This is a genomic window from Stenotrophomonas sp. C3(2023) (genome assembly GCF_032911385.1).
Classification (GTDB): Bacteria; Pseudomonadota; Gammaproteobacteria; order Xanthomonadales; family Xanthomonadaceae; genus Stenotrophomonas.
Genome location: NZ_JAWJLO010000001.1, coordinates 3,083,355 through 3,102,741, shown reverse-complemented (window position 1 = coordinate 3,102,741; position 19,387 = coordinate 3,083,355). Strand labels below are relative to the sequence as shown.

The window sequence follows — 19,387 nt, the reverse complement described above, 5'->3', positions numbered from 1 at the left end:
TGCCTGGCAGGCGGTGCACGTTACCCGGGCGCTGCTCAGGCGCACATGGCTATACTCAGGGCATGAAGACTCTCCGCCCCCATTTTCTGTGTGTTCCGTTGGCGGCCTTCGGGCTGCTGTTCCTCACTGGCTGTGGCAACAAGGGCCCGCTGGTCCTGCCGCAGGAGCCGGTCCCGGTGGAAGAGGTGGTCGAGCCTGCCGCCGAGCCGGTGCAGGACAGTGACGATACGGATCTGAACCTGGACAACGGCGACCAGGACGTCCCGCCGGCCAACGCGCCGACGCCGCCGGTGACCTCCAGCCCGGTCGGTTCCGGCAATGGCTGAGGCAGCCAACCTGGTGCTTCGCTTCAGCAAGATGCACGGCGCCGGCAACGATTTTGTCGTGGTGGATCTGCGTGACGGCAGCGCGCCGCCAAGCCCTGCCTTGGCCGCTCGCCTGGCAGATCGCCACACCGGCGTCGGCTGCGACCAGATTCTGACCATTGAAGCGCCTCACAGCGAAGGGTCGCTGGCGTCCTACCGGATCTGGAATGCCGATGGCTCCTCTGCCCAGCAGTGTGGCAACGGTGCGCGCTGCGTGGCGGCCTGGCTGGTGCGTTCCGGCGTCGCCACCAGCGCGACCTTCAACATCGACAGCCCGGCGGGCACCCATGCCGTGCAGGATCTTGGCGGTGGACAGTTCTCCGTGGTGATGGGCGTACCGGACTTCGAGCCGGCCCAGGTGCCGCTGATGGGCTTTGCCCGCGAGCGCGAGGAATACCAGCTGCCGCTGCAGGGTGAGACGGTGCGCTTCGGCGCGGTGTCGCTGGGCAATCCGCATGCGGTCATCGAGGTGGGTCTGGTCGATGCGGCGCCGGTGGACCGCATGGGGCCGCTGCTGCAGCAGCACGCTTCGTTCCCGGACTCGGTCAACGTCGGCTTTGCGCAGGTTGTTGATTCGGGCCACGCGCGCCTGCGTGTGTACGAGCGCGGCGTGGGCGAAACCCTGGCCTGCGGCAGTGGCGCGTGCGCGGCAGCGGTGGTGCTGATGCAGCGCGGCCGCCTGGCGCATGACGCGCGTATCAGCCTGCGCGGCGGCGAGCTGCGCATCCAGTGGGAGGGGGCAGGGCAGCCCATCGTGATGTCCGGCCCGACCGCCCATGTCTTTGAAGGAGAGTGGAGCGCATGACCGAGACCGTCGAGAAGCTCGCTGGCCATGAGGTTGCCGCCTGGCTGCGGCGCCACCCGGGGTTCCTCAAGCAGTTCCCGGACCTGGCGCTGACCCTGGTGGTGCCGCGCGATGACGGCCCGACCGCATCGTTGGCCAGCTACCAGCTGGAGGTGCTGCGCGACAAGAACCGTGAGCTTTCCCGACGGCTGTCCGACCTGGGCCATACCGCCCAGGTCAACGAACGGCTTGCTGTGCGGACCCATCAGCTGACCTTGGCCCTGCTCAGGCAGAGCACGGCGGCCGATACCCTGCGGGCGATGGCCGCCTCGCTGGAAGAAGACTTCGCCGGTGATCTGGTGCGGCTGGTGGTCCACCGCCCGGTGGCCGGGCTGGAACAGGCGCCGTGGCTGCAGGTGATCGCCGCCGACGATGCGCGGCTGGCGCCGTTCCGCGATTGTCTCGCCGATGGCGAGCCGATCTGTGGACGCCTGCAGGCGGAAAAGAACAGCGTGCTGTACGGCGACCAGGCCGACCAGGTATCGACCACGGCTCTGCTGCCCCTGCCGGGTGTGGGGCTGATCGCGGTGGGCAGCCACGATGCCAATCGCTTCTACCCGGGCATGGGCACCTTGTTCCTGCGCATGATGGGGGAAGCGCTGGCGGTGGCACTGCAGCGGTTCAATGACTGAGTGGCTGCACCTGCGGCGGGATGATGCCGTGGCGGCGGCCGGGCATTGTGTGGTGCTGCCTTCGCGTGTTGCATGGACGCGGTAGCCGCCTTTCTGCAGCATCTGGCGATTGAGCGGCGCATGTCCGCGCATACGTTGGACGCCTATCGCCGCGACCTGGAAGCGCTGCAGCACTGGGCCCAGGCGCAGCAGAGCGGGGTGGACGCGCTCGATGGTGAGGCGCTGCGCCGTTTCATTGCCGATGAACACCGCCGGGGCCTGTCGGCCAGCAGCCTGCAACGCCGGCTGTCGGCCTGTCGCGGCTATTACCGCTGGCAGCTCCGGCATCACCGGATCGAGGTCGACCCGACACTCGGACTGAAAGCGCCGCGCGCGCCACGTCGACTGCCGCAGGTGCTCGACGCGGACGAGGCCGTGCAGCTGGTCGAGCTGCCGACCGAGGGGGAGCTGGGGCGTCGCGACCGCGCGCTGCTGGAACTGTTCTATTCGTCGGGCCTGCGTCTGAGCGAGCTGTGCGGGCTGGTATGGCGGGACCTCGATTTCGCTGCTGGACTGGTGACCGTCCTGGGCAAGGGCAATCGCCAGCGCCGGGTACCGATCGGCGGGCCGGCGCGGCGCGCGCTGCAGGAGTGGCGGGCCGAGAGCGGGGGCACAGCGGCTGCACCGGTGTTTCCGGGACGTAACGGGCCGATCAGCCAGCGGGCGGTGCAGGTGCGGATCAAGCAGCTGGCGCAGCGCCAGGGGCTGTTCAAGCATGTGCACCCGCATATGCTGCGGCACAGTTTTGCCAGCCACATCCTGGAGTCGTCGGGGGACCTGCGCGGGGTGCAGGAGCTGCTGGGACATGCGGACATCGCAACGACGCAGATCTATACGCATCTGGATTTCCAGCATCTGGCCAAGGTGTACGACGCCGCACATCCACGCGCAAAGCGCAGGTAGAGCCGACCCCCACGGTCGGCTGCTCTACGTACAGGTCGCGGTGGCCCTGCCGCGCTGCGCGCGCAAGCCGACCATGGGTCGGCTACCAGCACGGGTGGCGGTCCGCTGCTGCGCTGGGTACGCGGCGGGTATGGTTCGCCCTGATCCAAGTGCTCTTGACCAGCTCATTAATGCCCTTCGACGTGTCAGGGCTTTCCATGCTCATTCGTCTCTTTTCGTCCCGTTTCAAGATGGGAAAACGACATCCATCGTCGCAGTGCGCTAAAAGTGACTGCAACGATGTGCAAAAACGATAGGACAAGCCTGACGCGTCATCCTAGTATCGGGAGCAGGGCGAGGATGGCCTGATCCAGACCGGACGTGCAGCGGTGGAGCCGCGCGCACCCTGTCATTACGAAGGGGACCGATGTGAAAAAGCTTCCGTTGCTGGTCGCAGCCATGCTGGCCGTCGGCACTGCACACGCACAGACCGGGACGTTCACCTTCGTTGGACGGGTCGTGGAAACCACGTGTGTGGTCGAGCCGGTGAGTGGCATGTCAGGTGCGGGCACTGACTTCACCGTGGCGTTGCCCCCCATCGAGCGTGGCCGCCTTGCCGCGCCGCGCCAGCGGGGACCTGCACAGGCCTTCGTGCTGCAGGTAGGAAGCCGCGATGCGCCGTGCAGGCAGGAACAGGTAAGCGCACGTCTGGTCAGTGCGGGTGATACCACCGCCGGTGGACGTCTGCATAACCGGGGCACGGCGACCGGCGTTGAACTGGTCCTGCTCGATGCACAGGGCCGGGACATCGACCTCAACGCTCCGAACCTGCAGGTGGCGCAGCTGGACCGCGGCGGGGTCGCCCAGCTTGGCTGGAAAGTTGCCTACCAGGCGACCGGTCCTGCATCGACGGGCAGTGTGTACAGCCGGCTGCAGTATCTGCTCGACTATCCGTAAGCGTCGCGTGGCGGTGATGCCTGTGGTCGCCAGCTGTATTTGACTTCGATCAGGGCGCACGCGGCCGCGTCCGTGCAGGATGTGCATCCCATCCTGGCCGGAGCATTTCATGGCGCGTCCCTTTCCAATCAATCCGCGCCACCCCGAACGCCTGTGCTGGGGCTGTGACCGTTACTGCGCGCCTGAGCAGCTGGCCTGCGGCAATGGCTCGGGCCGGGTGTTGCACCCGGTCGAGAGCCAGGGCGAGCAGTGGTATCTGGACTGGGGTCTGCAACCTGATCCCCAGCGCCGCTCGCACGTCAAGCTCGTGGAGTGAACCGCGGCGGCAGACGGATGTTCCGCCGCCAACCTGAATCGACGTCGCAGACTGCTTGAAGGGGGCGTGGGCGTCCCCACCTCTGGTCTGTACCCCCGGAGGCATCATGGACCCAAGTCAGAATCCCAACGTTTTCCACGCCACCACCATCGTCTGCGTCCGTCGCGGTGAGCACGTGGCCATCGCCGGTGACGGCCAGGTGACCCTGGGTCATACGGTGATGAAGGGCAATGCGCGCAAGGTCCGGCGTCTCGGGCGTGACGGCCAGGTGCTGGCGGGCTTCGCTGGCGCGGCGGCCGACGCGTTCACGCTGTTCGAGCTGTTCGAGGCCAAGCTCGAAAAACACGGCCAGCTGCAGCGTGCCGCGGTGGAGCTGGCCAAGGACTGGCGCACCGAGCGTCGCCTCGGCAAGCTCGAGGCGCTGCTGGCGGTGGCCGACAAGGAGACATCGCTGATCATCAGCGGCACCGGTGATGTGATCGAACCGGAAGACGGCATCATCGCCATTGGTTCCGGCGGCTCCTACGCGCTTTCCGCCGCGCGTGCACTGGTGGCGCACACCGGGCTGGACGCGCGCACGATCGCCAGCGAGGCCATCACCATCGCGGGTGATATCTGCATCTACACCAACCGCAATGTCGTGGTCGAAGAGCTCTGACGCTGCCTGTCAGCCGAGCACGGCTCGGCTTCATATGCACCCGAATCCGTGAGTAACCCCATGCCGCACAAGATCGAAACCTCTTCCGCCACCATGACGCCGCGCGAGATCGTGCAGGAGCTGGACCGGCATATCGTCGGCCAGCACGACGCCAAGCGCGCGGTCGCCATCGCGCTGCGCAACCGCTGGCGCCGCATGCAGCTGCCCACTGAGCTGCGTAATGAGGTCATGCCCAAGAACATTCTGATGATCGGTCCGACCGGCGTCGGCAAGACCGAAATCGCACGTCGCCTGGCGACGCTGGCCAACGCGCCGTTCGTCAAGGTCGAGGCCACCCGCTTCACCGAGGTCGGCTACGTAGGCAAGGATGTCGAGCAGATCATCCGCGACCTGGCCGACACCGCAGTGAAGCTGTACCGCGAGCAGGCCAAGGTGCGCGTGCGCACCCAGGCCGAAGAGCGCGCCGAGGACCGCATTCTCGATGCGCTGCTGCCGCGTCGCAGCGCCGGCATCGGCTTTGACGCCGAGGCCGCCCGCAACGAGCCGTCGGCGCAGGACGGCGAAACCCGCATCAAGTTCCGCCGCATGCTGCGCAACGGCGAGCTGGATGACCGTGAGATCGAGCTCGATCTGGCGACCAACGTCAGCATGGACATCATGACCCCGCCTGGCATGGAAGAGATGGGCCAACAGCTCAAATCGATGTTCGCCAATCTGGGCGGTGCCGCCAAGGCGCAGAAGCGTACCTTGACCATCAAGGCGGCGCGTCCGCTGCTGGTGGAGGAAGAGGCCGGCAAGCTGGTCAACGAGGACGATATCCGCACCGCAGCCATTGAAGCCTGCGAACAGCACGGCATCGTGTTCATCGACGAGATCGACAAGGTGGCCAAGCGCAATGATGCGGGCTCCAACGGCGGCGATGTTTCGCGCGAGGGAGTGCAGCGCGACCTGCTGCCGCTGGTGGAAGGCTCCAACGTCTCGACCAAATACGGCACGATCAAGACCGACCATATCCTGTTCGTGGCATCCGGCGCGTTCCACCTGGCCAAGCCGAGCGATCTGATTCCCGAACTGCAGGGTCGTTTCCCGATCCGCGTGGAGCTGGGCGCGCTGAGCAAGCAGGACTTCGTGCGCATCCTCACCGAACCCAAGGCGGCGCTGACCAAGCAGTACGAAGCGCTGCTGGCGACCGAGGGGGTCAAGGTCAGCTTTGCACCGGATGCCATCGACCGGCTCGCCGAGATCGCCTTCCAGGTCAACGAGCGCCAGGAGAATATTGGTGCCCGTCGTCTGCACACCGTGCTGGAGCGGCTTCTGGACTCGCTGAGCTATGAGGCACCGGATCGTGATGGCGAGACACTGGTGATCGACACCGCGTACGTCGATCAGCACCTTGGTGAGCTGGTCAAGGATCCCGACCTGAGCCGTTACATTCTCTGAGCCGCTCCCGGACGCGAAAGGGGGGCTGGAGGTGTTGCACACAGAAAGCGCCCGCTTGGGCGCTTTCTGCCGTTGACGGCGACTGATGTAACGTCGCTCTGGGTCTACCGGCGCCAGGCCCTGCGCCGCGGGTGGCGCCTCAACCGCCAGCCGGAGGCATCGGCGCGCTGCCCGGCTCGAACACGCCTTCGCGCACGAAGGCAGTCAGGGTCATGTCCAATGCAAGGGTGCCGTCACGTACCAGATCCATCAGATCAGGCTCGACCATCGCGCTGTGCATGACGCCCAGTACGGTGGCATGCAGCATGCGGGTCACCGTTTCCGGCTGCACACCCGGCCGCAGCTGGCCCAGCTGCTCGGCACGGCGCAGCGCCAGCGTCATCCGATCCATGCCATCGCGGAAGCCTTCCTGCTGCATGTCGGCCAGCACCTTGTTTTCCACCGAACTGTCGCTGCGCAGCATGATCTCCATGGTCTTGCGCAGGCGTTCGTCATGGGCGAGGTCATGCAGCGAGTTCAGGATCACTGATCGGAGGTCCTGCACCGGAGTGTCACGCGTCTCATTGGCAGCGCGGTCGAGCTCCTGCATGAAAGGCAGGTGCACCCGGTCGAACACGGCCGCCAACACCTCGTTCTTGTTCTTGAAGTGCCAGTAGACCGCGCCGCGGGTGTAGCCGGCGCGGGCCCCGATCATCTCCAGCGTGGTACGGGCAACACCGTGTTCATGGAAGCAGCTCTCGGCGGCGTCCAGGATGCCTTGGCGGGTCGCCTGGGTGTCCTCTTTGGTCTTGCGGGCCATCACTCGGAAAGGGCGTGAAACGTGGCTGCAGTGTACTGCTTTACAAACAAACAGTCATGTATGTATATTTGCGCCCCATGATCGCCACAGGTGCGCGCTCCGGTACAGCGCAGCGCGCCAGGCCGCGTCTGTCCTCCCTCACCGAGAGCCCCCATGTTCCTGTCCCGTATTCGACCCCTTGCCTTGACGCTGGCGATTGCTGCAACCGTGGCCGCCTGTGGCGGCGACGCTGAGCCGCCGCAGCAGGGCCCTGGCCAGGTGACCGTGGTCACGATGAAGGCGCAAAGCGTTGCGCTTACCCGCGAGCTTCCGGGTCGTACCTCGGCCTATCTGATCGCCGAGGTCCGGCCGCAGGTCAACGGCATCGTCGCCAAGCGCCTGTTCACCGAGGGCAGCATGGTCCAGCAAGGGCAGCCGCTGTACCAGATCGAAGACGCCAGCTACCGCGCCCAGGCCAACAGTGCCCGCGCCCAGCTGGCGCGGGCCGAAGCCACCGCCAACGCTGCGCGGCTGAGCGCGCGCCGCATCAGCGAGCTGGCCAAGGTCGACGCGGTCAGCCAGCAGGACCTGGAAAACGCCGTCGCCGCGCAGAAACAGGCCGAGGCCGACGTCGGCGCCGCACGTGCGGCGCTCGATGCGGCCAACGTGACCCTGGGTTACGCGCGCATCACCGCGCCGATCAGCGGCCGTATAGGCAAGTCCTCGGTTACCCAGGGCGCGCTGGTAGGGACCGGGCAGACCGAGGCGCTGGCCACGGTGCAGCAGCTGGACCCGATCTACGTTGACCTGACCCAGTCCTCGGCCGAGCTGCTGCAGCTGCGCCGCGAGCTGGCCAGCGGCCGCCTGCAGGACAACCAGCAGAGCCTGCCGGTGAGCATCCTTCTCGAAGACGGCAGCACGTTCGGTGAGCAGGGCACGCTGGAGTTCTCGGAAGTAAGCGTGGACCCGGCAACCGGCAGCTATGCGCTGCGGGTCAAGGTGGCCAACCCGGACGGCACGCTGATGCCGGGCATGTACGTGCGCGCGGTGGTCGGCGGCGGTGTGCGCAGCAGTGCGCTGCTGGTGCCCATGCAGGGCATCGCCCGCGACGCCAAGGGCGATACCACCGCCATGGTGGTCGGCAAGGACGGCAAGGTCGAGGTCCGACCGGTCAAGGTCAGCCGTGCGCTGGGCGACACGTGGCTGGTCGAGGATGGCCTGCAGGTCGGCGACAGGGTGATCGTCGAAGGTCTGCAGAAGATCGGCCCGGGCATGCCGGTGGAGGCCACCGAGAAGGGCGCCGACACTGCTGCCACGCCGGCGCCGGCCGCCGACGCGCCGGCTGAAACCAACGCCAACGCCAGCGCGCAGTAAGCGGAGATCTCCATGGCACGTTTCTTCATTGATCGCCCCATCTTTGCGTGGGTGATCGCGATCATCATCATGCTGGCCGGCGCACTCGCCGTGACCAAGCTGCCCATCTCCATGTATCCGGAAGTGGCTCCGCCCGCGGTCGAGATCAGTGCCACCTACCCGGGTGCGTCGGCCAAGGTGGTCGAGGACTCGGTGACCCAGATCATCGAGCAGAACATGAAAGGCCTGGATGGCCTGATCTACTTCTCGTCCAACAGTTCGGCCAACGGCATGGCCACCATCACCCTCACCTTTGCGGCCGGCACCAACCCGGACATCGCCCAGGTGCAGGTGCAGAACAAGCTGCAGCTGGCCATGCCGCTGCTGCCGCAGGAAGTGCAGCGGCAGGGCATCAATGTCGCCAAGAGCAGCAGCGGCTTCCTGCAGGTGCTGGGCTTTGTCTCCAACGACGGCAGCATGGATGAGAACGACATTGCCGATTACGTCGGCTCCAACGTCGTGGACACGCTCAGCCGCGTGCCGGGTGTCGGCAACATCCAGGTGTTCGGCGGCAAGTACGCCATGCGCATCTGGCTGGACCCGAACAAGCTGCATACCTACAAGCTGTCGGTCGAGGAAGTCACCGCGGCCATCACCGCCCAGAACGCCCAGGTAGCCATTGGCCAGCTCGGCGGCGCGCCGTCGGTCAAAGGCCAGCAGCTCAACGCCACGATCAATGCGCAGGAGCGCCTGCAGACGCCCGACCAGTTCCGCAACATTCTCATCCGCGGTGGCAGCGATGGCAGTCAGCTGCGCCTGGGCGATGTGGCCCGGGTCGAGCTGGGTGCGGAAAGCTACGACTTCGTAACCCGCTACAACGGCAAGCCGTCCACCGGTATCGCGATCACTCTGGCAACGGGTGCCAACGCGTTGGACACGGCCAACGGCGTCCGCGACGCGCTTGAAGACCTCAAGGCCAGCTTCCCGGCCGGTCTGGAAACGGTGGTGCCGTATGACACCACGCCGTTCGTGCAGGTCTCGATCAAGGGCGTCATCAAGACCCTGATCGAGGCGATCGTGCTGGTGTTCGTGGTGATGTACCTGTTCCTGCAGAACTTCCGCGCCACCCTGATCCCGACCATCGCGGTGCCGGTGGTGCTGCTGGGCACGTTCGGCGTGCTGGCGGTGCTTGGCTTCTCGGTCAACATGCTGACCATGTTCGCCATGGTGCTGGCCATCGGCCTGCTGGTGGACGACGCCATCGTGGTGGTGGAGAACGTCGAGCGCATCATGGCCGAAGAGGGGCTCTCGCCGCTGGAAGCCACGCGCAAGTCGATGAACCAGATCACCGGCGCATTGGTGGGCATCGGCCTGGTGCTGTCGGCGGTGTTCGTGCCGATGGCCTTCATGGCCGGCTCCACCGGCATCATCTACCGACAGTTCTCGGCGACGATCGTCTCGGCGATGGCCTTGTCGGTGCTGGTGGCCATCGTGCTGACCCCGGCACTGTGCGCCACCATGCTCAAGCCGCTGAAGAAGGGCGAGCATCACGTCACGCACAAGGGCTGGGCGGGTCGCTTCTTCGGTGGGTTCAACCGCGGTTTCGACCGCTCCAGCGCGACCTACCAGCGCGGCGTCAAGGGCATCCTCGCCCGACCGGGACGCTTCATGGCGGTGTTCGCTGCGCTGGCCCTGGTGATGGGGCTGCTGTTCATGCGCCTGCCCAGCTCGTTCCTGCCCAACGAAGACCAGGGCATCCTGATGGCCCTCGTGCAGACGCCGGTCGGCGCCACCCAGGAGCGCACGCTCGAAGCGATGAGCAAGCTGGAGGATCACTTCCTGCAGAACGAGAGCGAGGCCATCGAGTCGATCTTCGCGGTCCAGGGTTTCAGCTTTGCCGGCATGGGCCAGAACGCGGGCATGGCCTTCGTCAAACTCAAGGACTGGAAGGACCGCGATGCCGAGCAGAGCGTGGATGCGATTACCGGCCGCGCGATGGGCGCGCTCGGTGGTATCAAGGATGCTTTCATCTTCGCCTTCCCGCCGCCGGCGATGCCGGAGCTGGGCATCGGCTCGGGCTACACCTTCTTCCTGAAGGACACCAGCGGCCAGGGCCATGAAGCGTTGCTGGCTGCCCGCAACCAGTTGCTGGGCGGGGCAGGGCAGAGCAACCTGCTGGCCAATGTACGTCCGAACGGGCAGGAAGATACGCCACAGCTGCGCATCGATGTCGACGTTGAAAAAGCCAGTGCTCTCGGGCTGAGCATCGCCTCGGTCAACAGCACGCTGGCCACCGCGTGGGGCAGCAGCTATGTCGATGATTTCATCGACCGGGGCAGGGTCAAGCGCGTGTACGTGCAGTCGGACGCGCCATTCCGGATGAACCCGGACAACTTCCTGCAGTGGTCGGTGAAGAATGCGGCCGGCGAGATGGTGCCCTTCAGTGCCTTTGCCAGTACCCGCTGGGACTACGGCTCGCCGCGGCTGGAACGCTACAACGGCGTGTCGGCGATGGAGATCCAGGGGGAGCCTGCCACCGGCGTGTCCTCCGGGGATGCGATGAACGAGATCGAGCGCATCGCCAAGGAACTGCCAGCCGGTTTCGAGATCGAATGGACGGCCTTGTCCTACCAGGAGCGCCAGGCCGGTTCCCAGACCCCGCTGCTGTACTCGCTGTCGTTGCTGATCGTGTTCCTGTGTCTTGCAGCCCTGTACGAGAGCTGGAGCGTACCGACCTCGGTCCTGCTGGTGGCCCCGCTCGGCATTCTCGGTGCGGTGCTGGCCAACACCATGCGTGGCATGGAGCGCGACATCTACTTCCAGGTGGCGATGTTGACCACGGTAGGTCTGACCAGCAAGAACGCGATCCTGATCGTGGAGTTCGCGAAGGAAAATCTGGAGAAGGGCGCGGATCTTATCGAAGCAACCCTGCACGCCGTGCGTGACCGGTTGCGCCCGATCATCATGACTTCGCTGGCCTTCGGTCTGGGTGTGCTGCCGCTGGCGATCGCCTCAGGCGCAGGCTCCGGTGCCCAGCGGGCGATCGGTACCGGCGTGCTGGGCGGCATGGTGGTGGGCACGCTGTTGGGCGTGTTCTTCATCCCGCTGTTCTTCGTGGTGGTGCAGCGCCTGTTCAACCGCCGTCTGCGGTCTGACCCGCGCTGACCTCTGGATGGCCTGTGACGCGGCGGTCGGCCCTGGCCGGCCGCTGCGTGTCGGGCCGCGACGACCTGCCGGACACGCTCCGGCCCAATGGATCCCCTGCGATGAAACTTTCCTCCGTTGTTGTTGCCATCAGCGCGGCGCTGGCCCTTTCCGGCTGCACCACGCTGGCCCCGAATGCCACCGACGTTGCACCCGGCATCCCCGCGCAGTGGCCAGCTGCACAGGGTCAGACCCTCGTAGCAGATGCTGCCGATCTGGGCTGGCGCACCTTTTTCACCGACCCGCGCCTGCAGCAGGTCATTGCCCAGGCGCTGGACAACAACCGCGACCTGCGCGTGGCCGTGCTCAATGTAGAACGCGCGCGCGCCCAGTACCGCGTGCAGCGCGCCGACCGGGTGCCAGCACTGGCGGTTCAAGGCAGCATGGAACGGCGTGGCGGCGACGTCGCTGTCAGCGAGCAGTTCACCGCCGGTCTGGGGGTGACCGGCTTCGAGCTGGACCTGTTCGGGCGGGTGCGCAACCTCAGCGAGGCGGCGCTGCAGCAGTATTTCGCCGTGGCGGCCAACCGGCGCAACGCGCAGTTGAGCCTGGTGGCGGAAACGGCGACGACGTGGCTCACCCTGGGCACGGATCGTCAGCTGTTGCGGGTTTCCGAAGCGACGCTGGCCGCCCACGAGGATTCACTGCGGCTGGCGCAGGCACGCTACGAGCGCGGCGGCAGCTCCGCACTGGAGCTTGCCCAGACGCGCACGCTGGTGGAGACCGCGCGTGGCGATGTGGCGCGTCTGCGTGGTCAGGTGGAACAGGACCGCAATGCACTGGCGCTGCTGGCCGGCGGCCAGCTCGCCGACGCCTTGTTGCCCGAGGGCGATGACAGTGTGGATCTTCTCGCGCTGGCACCGCCGCCGAGCGACCTGCCCAGCGACGTGCTGCTGCAACGGCCGGACATCATGGCTGCCGAGCACACGCTGCGGGCAGGCAATGCGAATATCGGCGCGGCGCGGGCGGCATTTTTCCCCAGCATTTCACTGACCGGCAGCTTGGGCAGCAGCTCGACCGAACTGTCCAGCCTGTTCGATGCAGGCACCCGGGTGTGGAGTTTCCTGCCCACGGTGACCCTGCCCATTTTCCAGGGTGGCAAGCTGCGCGCCAACCTGGCTGTGGCCGAGGCCGACCGTGACATTGCCCTGGCCGAGTACGAGAAAGCGATCCAGAACGGTTTCCGTGAAGTGGCCGACGCACTGGCGCTGAGCAGCAGTCTGGATGCTCAGCTGCAGTCCCAGCAGGCCTTGCTGAAGGCGGCACGTCTGGCCGAGCGGTTGTCGCAGGCCCGCTACGATGCCGGGCTGGACAGCTTTGTGACCCTGCTTGACGCACGACGGACCACCTATGCTGCGCAGCAGGGCGTGCTGCAGAACGGCCTCAGCCAGCAGGCCAATCGCATCGCGCTTTACAAGGTGCTGGGCGGCGGATGGAGCGAGCGCTGAGGCGCGCTGGAGCCGATCCCCGCGCGGCATGTTCTGACAGCTCGCGGTACCGCCACTGCGCAGCGCCGACCGTGGCGTCGGCCTGCTGGTCTGGTTGATCAGGCCGGTACGGCGCGCAGCTGCGGCGGCGGAGCGCAACGGGCCGTGCTGCTGCTGTACAGCTGGTTCCAGCACTGCTGGATGAACTGGCGTGCCTGCGCTTCGCTCAGCCGCGGCATGATCTGCAGTGCGTAGTGGGTCTGGAACATTTCCTCCCGCTGCGCATCGCTGGCGTGCGGCTGCGAAAGCAGCAGGTCGCAGGCAAACTTGATCCATGGCACATAGTGCCCGAACGAACCCGGACCCAGCGCGCCGTTGGCGTGTTGCTCACGCCAGTAGGCGACTTCAGCCTCGACGTTGATGACCGGCGGAATGGGAGAGAGCTCTGCACGCATGACTTGGCGATCCTGGCATCGGGTGGAGTGGGAAGGTGGGGGAGACCACGCTTATCGCGTAAGCCCCTTGCTTCTCGATCAGTGTCGCCGTTGCAGCGGGAGATTGTGTCTGCGCGGTGTGAGTGTTACGTGGCGAGCGCGTTCGGCTGGAACTACTGTTAGGCCGGAAACCGCTGCAGGGCAGCGGTTTCCGGCCGGTTAACGGTTCACAAAAAGCGTTTCGCGCCGAGGCGGGATTGTGCAGTCCATCGCTATTGGCCGGCTGCCTGCCGGATCAACACGGGCTCCCAGCGCTGGGTGGCAGGAATTGCGGGCAAGGCCAGATAGCTGTCCGGCACTTTCGGCGCGACGCCGCTGATGGTCGGAATGAAGTCGCCGGCGGTTGGTGCGGCCGGATAGGAGGACCAGGGATTGAGCAGCACATGGTGCGGGTTGAGGGGAATCGACGCCGGCCCGGGCAGCTGCAGCTGGGCACCCGGGTGGCCGTCGCGACGGACATGCAGCACGCCGAAGCGGCTGCCGTCGTTGTAGAGGTTATGGATGCGATCGGCTGCCCACACCCAACGCTGTGCGTTGCTGGTGGTACATGCGCGGGTGACGATATCGGGCCGGCCCGCCGCCTGCGCGGTGTCCCAGGTCAGACACCGCCCAGTGGCACGGTTCACGTAACGCGAGGCGGAGTCCAGTATCCACTGATCCGCACTTGCTTCCAGTTCGATCAGGTTCCTCTCGTCAAGGACGGGGCACTCTTCAAGGGTCACGCTGCCATCGTTGTCGAACAGGCAGTGGCCGTCGCCGTACCGGGAGCGCAGACGAACGGTGGGAAACCGGGTGAGAAAAGGGGAGTCCATGGAAAGGGACCAGGACGCCCAGGCCTGGGGACCTTCATGGCGTTGCAGGAACGTGCGCTGTTGGGCGGCGTTGCGATGGCGCGGGTTGAACAGGAACTTGATGCGGCCACCGGCGACGACCTCCAGCGAGCCCCCGGGCGAGAGCTCGGGCAACTCCCAGGTCGACGTAACCTCTACATTCAGCTGCGACATGTTGGGTGTCATCAGCTCTCCTGAGTGCGGGCTGTTGGGCCCGTTGGTGCGGAAGTAGTGCTTGTTGTGGTCGATGGCTGGCGCCAGCTGGTGACTCCATTCCACGGCGGAGGTCAGCCAGTTGTTCCGTCCAGGACGAGGAGCGGGCAGATAGAGATAAAGCTCCTCGATCCTGGCTGATGAGGCGACGCTGTAGTCCTTGATCGAGTAGCCGACGTGGCGGCTGATCGAATTGGTCCGGGCGAAGTCGAAAGACCCTGCCAGTTTCGAACTTGCCGTGGTGCCGGTGCTGGTATGGATGGCGCTTCCTGTCTCACGCGAGACCCCGACGCCAAAGGTGGTCTCGGTGGTGATCGTCCTGTTGAACTCGATGTCGGTACGCCCGTCGGAGAGGGGGTAGCGGTCGACCAGCGTCGCCCGCAGCAGGTTGCCGCCATTGTCGACCGGTGCGACCAGGTGGCCGGTGTAGTAGGTGTGCGGAATGACGATGCCGCCGTTGGGCTGCACGCCGTAGTACAGCGGCTGCATGCTGTGGCTGCTGTGCAGCACCAGCAGCAGGCGCGAGCCCTGCTGCTGCACGTCACGCACGATCTCCGAATTCAGCGTCACGTGACCTCGCGTGCGGTAGTCGTAGGTGACCGTGGTGAACTGCAGCCGAGGCAGCATGGCCACGTCGTCGGGATCCTTGCTGCTGCTCACTCCCGACTGACTTCCGCTGTCCGGAGTGGCATGGGAAGCGACCAGTCTGCCGAACTGGTCCAGCGCTTCACGCATGCCGTCGGGCTCTTCAGGCAGCTCAGCGAGCGCGAGCGCCACCAGCGGCTTGCCGCGCGGTTTGACGTAGGCGAGCACGGCGGCATCGGTTGCCAGGCCGAAGCGGCGCTGCAAAGCGAGGCGGCCGGAGCCATCCGGGTCACTGGCGGTGCGGATGATCGCCACCGGCCCGCCGTCAGCCAGCACCTGTTCCACTTCGGCCGCCACCGTGGGTTGCTGCAGCTCGCTTTCGGTCACCCATCGAATCGCGGTGCGGGACTCTGGCAGCTGCATGGACCCTGCTGGCGTTCCGGTGGTGGCCGTTGGCGGGCCAGCGTGCAACGCGATGGGCAGGGCAAGCAGCAACAGCGGGAGCAGACACTGAACCGCGTGCGGAGTCTGGCGACATACCGTACCGCCGGCGGTTTCAACTTTGCCGAACATGAGTATTCCCTTTGCCGAACAAGGAGGAAGCACTCAATCAGATGTCGACTCGTCCGGTTGTCGGGTTGAACCTAAGTCACGCTCGACGCTGGTGATTGCGCAGGAGTGTGGCGCAACCTGACCCGACGTGTCGGGCCCTGATCGCTGCTGCACGGTTCCCCACGTGGTAAACACGACAAGTGGCCACGATGCGCCCTTGCCACGTGCAGCACAGCGCCTGACAAGGATGACGGTGGCTTACTCGCCGATGTCCTCGTCCCAGATCTCCGGATGGCGTTCGATGAAGTTGCCCAGCAGGTCCACGCATTCCTGGTTGTCCAGGTCGATGACATTCACGCCGGATTCGCGCAGCCAGTCGATACCGCCCTGGAAGGTGCGCGATTCGCCCACCACCACAGTGCCGATGTTGAACTGGCGCACCAGACCGGAGCAGTACCAGCAGGGGGCCAGCGTGGTGACCATGATGGTGTTGCGGTAGCCGCGCTGGCGGCCGGCCTTGCGGAAGGCATCGGTTTCGCCGTGTACCGACGGGTCACCTTCCTGCACGCGGCGGTTATGCCCGCAGCCCAGCAGACGTCCATCGTTGTGGTACAGAGCGGCACCGATCGGCACACCGCCCTCGGCCAGCCCCTGGCGGGCCTCGGCGATGGCGGTCTGCAGCAGGGCCTGGTAGTCCGGGGTGGCGATCATGGTCATTCCTTCAACAGTGGCCCTGCATGATACGGCGCAGGGGGTGGCGTTGGCGGCCGGCAGTGCGATAATCGGGTCATGAGCGAATCCCCCTACAAGTCCGGCACCACCCACTTCGGCTTCCGCGACGTCGCCGCCAAGGACAAGCAGAAACTGGTCGGCGAGGTGTTCACATCGGTCGCGCGCAACTATGACCTGATGAACGACCTGATGAGTCTCGGTGTACACCGTGCGTGGAAGCGCTATTACGTGGCCACCGCCCAGGTGAAGCCGGGTGACCGCGTGCTCGATCTGGCCGGGGGCACCGGCGATATCGCTGCGCTGCTCAGCGAGCGGGTTGGCGCCGAGGGCTCGGTGGTGCTGGGTGACATCAACGCTGGCATGCTGTCGGTGGGGCGCGACCGGCTCACCAACCGGGGACTGGTGGCGGGGCTGGACTATGTGCAGTGCAATGCCGAGGCTCTGCCGTTTCCCGACAACAGCTTTGACCTGGTCACCATTGCCTTCGGCCTGCGCAACGTGACCGACAAAGATGCCGGCCTGCGGGAGATGTATCGCGTGCTGAAGGTGGGCGGTCAGGCCCGCGTGCTGGAGTTTTCCGAGGTCACGGCCGACTGGTTCAAGCCGATCTACGACTTCCACTCGTTCAAGGTGCTGCCAAAGCTGGGCCGTCTGTTTGCTGGCGATTCGGGCAGCTATACCTATCTGGCCGAGAGCATCCGCAAGCATCCGCCGCAGGAAGCGCTCAAGGCGATGATGGGCGAGGCCGGTTTCGAGCGCTGCCACTACAAGAACCTGACTGGCGGCATCGTCTCGATTCACTCCGGTTACAAGCTCTGACGTGTCGCGGCGCTGCGCAAGGCAGCGCCGCTCGCCGGGTCTGCGGGCTGGCCAGCTGAAGCGGATGGGCCCTGTGCTGGACGCCGACGCCGACGCCGACGCCGACGCCGACGCCGACGCGTGAGCCGTGCGGCACGGGCTGGTGCTGGCCCGGCTGGCCGTCATCGCGCAGCGTTTCCATGCAGCCCTGCGCGCATCCGGGAGACGTTCGGCAGATCACGACAGAGGCGTCCGACCTCTGTCAGCGAGGCTCCGCCGGGAGCGCTATCATTGCGGTTTGATCCCCGAAACGGTTCCGATCCATGCGCTCTCCGTTCCTGCTCCTTCCGCTGGCCGTCGCTCTGGCTGCCGGCTGCTCCCAGGAGGCCGCCCCGCCGGCCGCCGCCCCGGCTGCCCAGCAGTCGCCCGCTGCCCCGGTGAATGCCGTGAACCGAAGCCATGACGAAAGCTCCTACGCCGAGCCGGACAAGGTGGCCATCCAGGACATCGCGCTGGACCTGAAGCTGGATTTTGACCAGAAGCAGATCGGCGGCACGGCGACCTACACATTGCAGTGGAAGGTTAAGGACGCCCGGCAGCTGGTACTCGATACCCGCGAGCTCAGCATCGCCAAGGTCGAAGCACTGGCTGCCGACGGCGCGCGCAGCCCGCTGCAGTTCGCGCTGGCCCCGGCAGATGCGGTGTTCGGCAGCAAGCTGACCATCGAAACCCCGGACCAGCCGGCGAAGGTGGAGGTGACCTACCACACCGCGCCAACGGCGTCGGGTCTGCAGTGGCTGGCGCCGTCGATGACCGAAGGCAAGAAGCTGCCTTTCATGTTCAGCCAGTCGCAGGCGATCCACGCCCGCTCCTGGGTGCCGCTGCAGGACACGCCAAGCGTTCGCTTCACTTACAGCGCACATGTCACCAGCCGTCCGGACGTGATGGTGCTGATGAGCGCCGACAACGATCCGAAGGCCGCGCGTGACGGCGACTATGTCTTCAGGATGCCGCAGCCGATTCCGTCCTACCTGCTGGCCATCGCCGCCGGTGATCTGGTCTTCGAGCCGATCTCCGGCCGTTCCGGTGTCTGGGCCGAGCCGGCCATGGTTGGCAAGGCCGCCAAGGAGTTCGAAGACACCGAGAAGATGATCGGCGCCGCCGAGAAGCTCTACGGTGAATACCGTTGGGGCCGCTATGACATGCTGGTTCTGCCGCCGTCGTTCCCCTTCGGTGGCATGGAAAACCCGCGCCTGACCTTCGCCACGCCGACGGTGATCGTCGGCGACAAGTCGCTGGTTTCGCTGGTGGCGCACGAGCTGGCGCACAGCTGGTCGGGCAATCTGGTGACCAATGCCAGCTGGAAGGACATCTGGCTCAACGAAGGCTTCACCACTTACGTGCAGGGTCGCATCACCGAGGCGCTGTATGGCAGCGAAATGGCCGAGATGGAGCGCCAGATCGACCAGACCGACCTGCTGGCGGAAGTGAAGGACATGAGCCCGGCCGACCAGGCACTGGCACTGCCGCCGCTGAACGAGCGCGACCCGGACGAAGCCCTCAGCCAGGTGGCCTACGTGAAGGGCTCCTGGTTCCTCGAGTTCCTGGAGCAGCGCTTTGGTCGCGAGGTGTTCGATCCGTTCCTGCGCGGCTGGTTCGATGACCATGCGTTCCAGAGCGCCAACACCGACCAGTTCGTTGAGTACCTCAAGCAGAACCTGCTGGACAAACATCCGGGCAAGGTGAGCGATGCCGAGCTGCATGCCTGGTTGGAAGAGCCGGGCATCCCGGCGTTCGCCACCCGGGCGCAGTCGCGCAACTTCAGCAACGTCGACAGCGCCCGCATCGCGTGGGAAGGCACCGGCAACGTGCCGACGTCGCAGGTCACCGCAGACTGGAGCACGCAGGAGTGGGTGCGCTTCATCGACGGGCTTGGCGCTACCCAGCCGCTGGACAAGCTGGAAGCGCTGGACAAGGCGTTCCACTTCACCGGCACGGCCAACGGCGAGATCGCGATGCGCTGGTATCCGCTGGCGATCCGCAGTGGGTATGCGCAGGCCACCCCGGCCGCAGGCGAGTTCATCGAGCGGGTGGGTCGCCGCAAGCTGATCATGCCGATCTACGCTGAGCTGGTGAAGTCACCTGAAGGTCTGGCGTTTGCCAAGGCAGCGTTCGAAAAGGCCAAGCCGGGGTATCACCCGATCACCACCGGTTCGGTGCAGGACATGCTGTCCAGGGCCGAAAACAGGTAAGGCCGACCCTGCGGTCGGCTGCGCTTCGTACAGGTC

General features: G+C 65.8%; 17 protein-coding genes. 13 read left to right on the top strand and 4 right to left on the bottom strand.

Going from position 1 to position 19,387, the window contains the following annotated elements; all coding sequences use genetic code 11:
- The first annotated feature begins 62 nt into the window (after positions 1-62).
- From RZA67_RS13800 to hslU, 8 genes are all read left to right on the top strand, one after another.
- Entirely contained in the window at positions 63-326 is a 264-nt protein-coding gene (locus RZA67_RS13800; RefSeq protein WP_317213297.1) for a lipoprotein, read from the top strand.
- Complete coding sequence (gene dapF / locus RZA67_RS13795; RefSeq protein WP_317213296.1) at positions 319-1,170, top strand: diaminopimelate epimerase; 852 nt, start codon at positions 319-321, stop codon at positions 1,168-1,170. The genes RZA67_RS13800 and dapF overlap by 8 nt, the downstream gene beginning before the upstream one ends.
- Entirely contained in the window at positions 1,167-1,841 is a 675-nt protein-coding gene (locus RZA67_RS13790; protein WP_317213295.1) for a DUF484 family protein, read from the top strand. The genes dapF and RZA67_RS13790 overlap by 4 nt, the downstream gene beginning before the upstream one ends.
- A 72-nt stretch (positions 1,842-1,913) precedes the next feature.
- Positions 1,914-2,783, top strand: a complete 870-nt coding sequence (gene xerC, locus RZA67_RS13785; protein WP_317213294.1) for a tyrosine recombinase XerC — start codon at positions 1,914-1,916, stop codon at positions 2,781-2,783.
- A gap of 408 nt (positions 2,784-3,191) precedes the next feature.
- The gene (locus tag RZA67_RS13780; RefSeq protein WP_317213293.1) at positions 3,192-3,719 is read left to right on the top strand and encodes a fimbrial protein; all 528 of its coding nucleotides are present in this window, start codon (positions 3,192-3,194) and stop codon (positions 3,717-3,719) included.
- A gap of 109 nt (positions 3,720-3,828) precedes the next feature.
- Positions 3,829-4,035, top strand: a complete 207-nt coding sequence (locus RZA67_RS13775; protein ID WP_317213292.1) for a DUF3079 domain-containing protein — start codon at positions 3,829-3,831, stop codon at positions 4,033-4,035.
- A gap of 106 nt (positions 4,036-4,141) precedes the next feature.
- Positions 4,142-4,693: an ATP-dependent protease subunit HslV gene (hslV, locus tag RZA67_RS13770; protein ID WP_317213291.1), complete on the top strand. Its 552-nt coding sequence runs from the start codon at positions 4,142-4,144 to the stop codon at positions 4,691-4,693.
- A 60-nt stretch (positions 4,694-4,753) separates the two neighbouring features.
- Positions 4,754-6,133, top strand: a complete 1,380-nt coding sequence (gene hslU / locus RZA67_RS13765) for an ATP-dependent protease ATPase subunit HslU (protein WP_317213290.1) — start codon at positions 4,754-4,756, stop codon at positions 6,131-6,133.
- A 139-nt stretch (positions 6,134-6,272) separates the two neighbouring features.
- Here the strand turns inward: hslU and RZA67_RS13760 are convergent, their stop codons facing one another.
- Complete coding sequence (locus RZA67_RS13760; protein WP_317213289.1) at positions 6,273-6,932, bottom strand: TetR family transcriptional regulator; 660 nt, start codon at positions 6,930-6,932, stop codon at positions 6,273-6,275.
- Between the two features lie 153 nt (positions 6,933-7,085).
- On the opposite strand from RZA67_RS13760, the gene smeD reads away from it, so the two are divergent.
- The 3 genes from smeD to RZA67_RS13745 all read left to right on the top strand — a co-directional run bounded on the left by smeD (position 7,086) and on the right by RZA67_RS13745 (position 12,916).
- A complete protein-coding gene (smeD, locus tag RZA67_RS13755; RefSeq protein WP_317213288.1) occupies positions 7,086-8,285 on the top strand; it encodes a multidrug efflux RND transporter periplasmic adaptor subunit SmeD in 1,200 nt (399 codons plus the stop codon).
- 12 nt (positions 8,286-8,297) lie between these two features.
- On the top strand, positions 8,298-11,429 hold the full coding sequence (smeE, locus tag RZA67_RS13750) for a multidrug efflux RND transporter permease subunit SmeE (RefSeq protein ID WP_317213287.1): 3,132 nt from the start codon (positions 8,298-8,300) through the stop codon (positions 11,427-11,429).
- A gap of 101 nt (positions 11,430-11,530) precedes the next feature.
- Entirely contained in the window at positions 11,531-12,916 is a 1,386-nt protein-coding gene (locus RZA67_RS13745; protein WP_317213286.1) for an efflux transporter outer membrane subunit, read from the top strand.
- Positions 12,917-13,014: 98 nt separating this feature from the next.
- Here the strand turns inward: RZA67_RS13745 and RZA67_RS13740 are convergent, their stop codons facing one another.
- The 3 genes from RZA67_RS13740 to RZA67_RS13730 all read right to left on the bottom strand — a co-directional run bounded on the left by RZA67_RS13740 (position 13,015) and on the right by RZA67_RS13730 (position 16,280).
- Positions 13,015-13,350 carry a hypothetical protein gene (locus RZA67_RS13740; protein WP_317213285.1) on the bottom strand — a complete coding sequence of 112 codons (336 nt, stop codon included), beginning with the start codon at positions 13,348-13,350 and terminating at the stop codon, positions 13,015-13,017.
- 251 nt (positions 13,351-13,601) lie between these two features.
- On the bottom strand, positions 13,602-15,440 hold the full coding sequence (locus tag RZA67_RS13735) for an RICIN domain-containing protein (protein WP_317213284.1): 1,839 nt from the start codon (positions 15,438-15,440) through the stop codon (positions 13,602-13,604).
- A gap of 387 nt (positions 15,441-15,827) precedes the next feature.
- A complete protein-coding gene (locus RZA67_RS13730; RefSeq protein ID WP_317213283.1) occupies positions 15,828-16,280 on the bottom strand; it encodes a nucleoside deaminase in 453 nt (150 codons plus the stop codon).
- A 78-nt stretch (positions 16,281-16,358) separates the two neighbouring features.
- On the opposite strand from RZA67_RS13730, the gene ubiE reads away from it, so the two are divergent.
- Together ubiE and RZA67_RS13720 are read left to right on the top strand one after the other, a co-directional pair.
- On the top strand, positions 16,359-17,120 hold the full coding sequence (gene ubiE / locus RZA67_RS13725; protein WP_317213282.1) for a bifunctional demethylmenaquinone methyltransferase/2-methoxy-6-polyprenyl-1,4-benzoquinol methylase UbiE: 762 nt from the start codon (positions 16,359-16,361) through the stop codon (positions 17,118-17,120).
- Positions 17,121-17,422: 302 nt separating this feature from the next.
- Positions 17,423-19,351: a M1 family metallopeptidase gene (locus RZA67_RS13720; RefSeq protein ID WP_317213281.1), complete on the top strand. Its 1,929-nt coding sequence runs from the start codon at positions 17,423-17,425 to the stop codon at positions 19,349-19,351.
- The last annotated feature ends 36 nt before the right edge of the window (positions 19,352-19,387 follow it).